The following is a 4,425-nucleotide window of genomic DNA, read 5'->3' as shown; positions in this document are numbered from 1 at the left end:
GATTTCCTGTCAGGGAGGCGCGGACCTTGGATCGTCCGGCAATGCCTCGCGGCTATTCGGCGGGAACGCCGAAGACAAAATAACGAATACCCACGATGGGAGCGGGATCGTATTCGTAGGTGATCCGATTGTTATCGACCGCACCGCCGTTGGCGTATCGTTGTCCGATGGGGTTCCCCCGGAAGGTGAAGAACCGAACTTCACTGTTCGTGACCGTGCAGAAGCACGTGTCCCCGCTGGTGATGACATTCGTCCATCCCACCCGGTAAACGGCACTGCGCGCAACCTTCGGGCTGCGCACCTCAGCGCCCCAGGAGGTCGGAAGAACCGGTTTGGTGCTGCCTCCACTCCCATGAACCGTCATGAATTTGACGATCGGGAAGAGACCATTGGAATTGATGGCAACGGGATGCTGCAACTCGCCATCGCCGACGGGAATGTAGCCCTCGGCGATCATCTGCAGACAGGGCCACCGGCTGTCCAGGATGATATCCCCGAAGGAAGGATCCTCTCCGGCGCCAGGACGCAGGAACTGGACGACATTGGTTCCACCCTGTTCGAACTGACGCAGCACACTGTTTTGCCCTGCCGTCTGCGTTGCCGCAGGGGGCGACACGACAATGAAGCGCGCCCGGCACGCCGCATTCGCATTGAACGCGATTTTCGAGCCGGTAATCCAGTGTTCGGCCCCGAATTCCACGTTCTGCGGATTGCAGGGATAATAGACCGTGGCCCCTTCCGGATAGAAGGCAGCATCGATCACGCATCCCGGAGGCAGCTCCAGCCCCGTGTCATATTCGGAGTAGCCGGCCGGGATGAGGATATCATTGGCCGCAATGATCTTTGGCGGACGTTTCGAACTGTCGAACGCCAGCTGTGTCGACGTTGCCGTCCTGACGTCATATCCCGGCTTGGAGACGCGGCAGGCCGCCGCGTTGATTTCGATCTGCCGTTGTCCGCTCACAGGCGCCAGCGGCGTTCCGTCAATGATCGGACTGCTGTCACCCGGCAAATTCCAGACGAGGATGGAGGCCCGCTCGCCGAAGCTGGAGCCTTCCGGCACCTCGAACAGAGACTGGAAGAAGACGCCATATTCCAACGTCACCGAGGGGGAGATGTTGGTGAAGTAGGCGTTGTTGTACCAGGACAGATTGCGTGTCGACCACAGCCCGCCGCGCCGCTCGTAGCCGACCAGGGACTGAATGACCCTGTTCGTCTGAAAGCGTCCCGTTGCGTAGTCGATGGGCTTATAGTCCATCAGGGGCATATTGTAGGCCAGGCCCGGAAAATACGATTTCCGATAGTAGTTGTAGTTGAAGTTGGTGGTGCTGAACAAAGGCAGGAAGCCGATATGGGTTGCATCGGCGTAGCTCGCCCCCCCTTCGATGAAGTTCGACGTGAATTTGTCGGGGTTGACGAAGAGGTTGACGTTAACGTCCTTCGACCACTTCGAATTATAGTAGAAGGCGGCAACCTCGCTGTCCGGGGTGGTCGCCGGGTCGAGACTTCCCTTGGTGATCTTGACGCACCCGACGCCTTCGTAATCAAGCCCGATCAGAGTTTTGGTCACCCTCACGCCCCTACGATGAAATGATGATCGTCCCCGCATTCGCGTCGATGACGAACTTGCCATTGTTCGACCGGATGACGCCGGCGGTCACCGTTCCGATGTTTGCCACCTGCAGCTTCAACTCGCCGTCTTCGAAGACAAGCGGCAGGGCGCCCGCCACGCCATTCGTCACCACGAACTGATCTGCCGCGACGGCAAAGCGCGAGCGCTGCACGCCGCCGGCCGTGTAGAGTTCCAGGTAAAGCCCGGTTTCCTTGAACTCGCCCGCCGCATCCGCCCGGATGGCGACCGAGAAGCGGGCATCGACACCGGCCTGGCTGGCTGCCACCCCGAACCGCACCTTGCCCTGCACGCTGAGATCGCTGATCGAAGCCGTCAGGGATTGTGCGGCCTCAGCAAGCGCGCTCACGTCCGTGGCGACGGCGGCCAGATCCCCCTGCACACTCGCCTTGTTCTGTTCGAACGCGGCATCAAGGGCGGTCACCTGCGAGACGGCTGCCGCAAGCTCGCCCGTCACCACGCTGATATCCTCCGCGAAGGACGCGCTGGCATTGTCGATTTCCCGTGACAGGTGACGGCGCATGATTTCCGTGGAGGCCCCGCTCAGTTGCTCGTTTGTCAGCAGTCGCTCGAGGACCGGCCGCAGATCATCAAACTCCGCAAACAGCCGCGAAAACTGGTCCTTCACATCCCGCTGCAGGTTCGACAGGCCGACATCGAGATCGGCGTTGCCGCCATCCAGCGCGCGGACCTCCTGTTCGGCCGACCAGTTGGTCGGACGATCCGCCACCAGCCTGTGGCGGAAGACGTAAGGGGCGTTGCTGATGGTCCCTTCCTGCAGCAGGGCAAAGGTCACGTCCGCCCCGATGCGCCGGGTGAACCGGTTGTCGGGCGCATCCTTCAGCCACCACTGGAAATCGATCGCGGTCACGGTCACATCCTCGATCGGTGACCAGGACAGGCGAAACGCCGGGATCGTGCGGCTATCGGCCGCCTGTGCCAGAACTGCGATCACCCGCCAGTCCTGCAGGGCATTCAGATAGACCGGCTCCCCGTTCGGGATCGGCACGATGGCCGGCTGAACGCCTGTCTTCGCATAGATCGAGCCATCCCGCTCCTGCAGGGACAGGGACACATTGCGCGGCCCGTCACTGTCGAGCGCCCGGATCGAGCGGCTTTGCACGATATAGGTGCGCTCACCGAACCGGGCCGAATTCCAGCGTACCCATTCCCCCACGTTGATATCGCGGAAGCGGGGCGGCAGGACGATCTGCGCAGTCGCCTGAAACCGGTTTTCCTTGAAGTAGATCGCCGCCAGCTGGTTCGCCTGCCGCTTGCTCGGCACGCAATCAAAGTTCAGCTGGAAATCGCGCGTGCGCCGATCAATTCCGACATAGGTCGCGTCGGTCTGTGTGTCATAGCCGGTCGGGCTCCACATGTTCGCGGGCTCGGGATAGGTGCCGGATACGCTGTTGACGAGATCGGCCTGTGAGCGCCGACGCTGGAACACCAGTTCCTCGCCGGGCACCAGGTCGTCATCCGTGAAGGTTGCGACGATCGGCTGTTGCGTGCCGATCAGCGGCCAGGAGCCGTCGACACTGTCGATGACCATGGCCGCGCACGATCCCATCAGCGCATCGATATTGTCACCGTGCTCAAGGCTGGCATCGAGAGCGGCGCAACAGCGATAGCGCGCCTCGCCGTCTTCCTGTTCATCGCAGATGTTCGCCGCCGTCACGTAACGGTCGATCGGCAACAGGTCGGGGTCCATCCCCATGCCGAGGAACAGATCACCGTTCCAGGAGAAGCCACGCCGGTAGTTGTAATCCATCACCACCGGGTTTTCCGTGAACTCATAGGTGCTGTCGTCGCCCCAGCGATGATCGCCAGCGCCGCCGATCGAGGAATCCTTGCGGGGGTCGTAGAGCCGCGCCCCGCGAATTTCGAAGAAGAAGTCGGGGAAGCTGGAAAGCCGCTCCGCATCATAGGTCATGGACGCGACGAGATAGCAGATGCCGGTGCCCCGATGATCTGCCGTCCAGCGGCCGGCCGGATTGGCATTGGCGATCAGTTCCGGATCGGCCTCCGCCTGTGTCCCTGTGTAGAAGGCAAACCGCATCAGCCCGGCATAATCGCCAGCCGACACCCGATAGCGCTGCACCATGGAATTGCTCTCGGCCGCCAGAAATTCGAGCGTCAGCAGATCGCCGCCTGCCCAGATCTTCGACAGGCCGTCGCAGGGGAAATCCCCGAACACATAGACCTGCTGCAGTTCGCGGTTCGCGCTGCCATAGGTGTTGACATAGGCATCATGGCCGGCAATTCCGACGCGCCCGCATGGCACCTTGCGACTGACATTCTCGCCATATTCCCGGTCGAACTGCGTTCCGGATGCGCTGGCGGCCGCCTTCTTCGCACGCCGCTCTTCCGCCTTGCGCACGATGTAGTTGATGCCAAGGCCGATTGCGGCCTGTGCCAGGGCAACGCCAACCGAGCCGAGCCCGATGGCCGCGCCGATTGCGCCGGCAATCGCGGAAATGAAGGGCATGTCTAGAACACCTTGTAGGCCCGCGCCACGGCGGTCACGGGCAGGAACTGCAGGTCATAGCCTGTCGTGACTTCGACCCGCCGGCCGTTCCTGCGTTCGCAATGGCCGTAGATCGTGCGCACGGCAAAGCCGGCCGAGGTGAAGGCGCCGCAGGAGATCCTGCCATCGCGCTCGATGACACCGAGGTCACCGCGTTGCGCGAGAAGCGGCGAGGAAGGGGCGCCGAATGCTTCGACCAGCGCCTCCTCGACCGTTTCCCGGTAGCCGTGTTTGCGGAACAGCCGATAGCCTTCCGCTTCGGTTTGAT

The 4,425-nt window shown here is 61.9% G+C and carries 3 protein-coding genes; all 3 read right to left on the bottom strand.

Annotated elements, in window-relative coordinates; all coding sequences use genetic code 11:
• Positions 1 to 52 precede the first annotated feature (52 nt).
• Complete coding sequence (locus tag KLP42_RS26335) at positions 53 to 1,570, bottom strand: hypothetical protein (protein WP_215571129.1); 1,518 nt, start codon at positions 1,568 to 1,570, stop codon at positions 53 to 55.
• A 10-nt stretch (positions 1,571 to 1,580) separates the two neighbouring features.
• A complete protein-coding gene (locus KLP42_RS26330) occupies positions 1,581 to 4,118 on the bottom strand; it encodes a phage tail protein (protein ID WP_215571128.1) in 2,538 nt (845 codons plus the stop codon).
• Positions 4,119 to 4,120: 2 nt separating this feature from the next.
• The coding region (locus KLP42_RS26325; RefSeq protein WP_502941354.1) for a DUF6950 family protein at positions 4,121 to 4,425 on the bottom strand (305 nt) is incomplete at its 5' end.

The sequence above is a fragment of the Rhizobium sp. CSW-27 genome, assembly GCF_018760785.1.
Classification (GTDB): domain Bacteria; phylum Pseudomonadota; class Alphaproteobacteria; order Rhizobiales; family Rhizobiaceae; genus Neorhizobium.
This window is presented reverse-complemented; position numbering and strand designations above follow the sequence as displayed.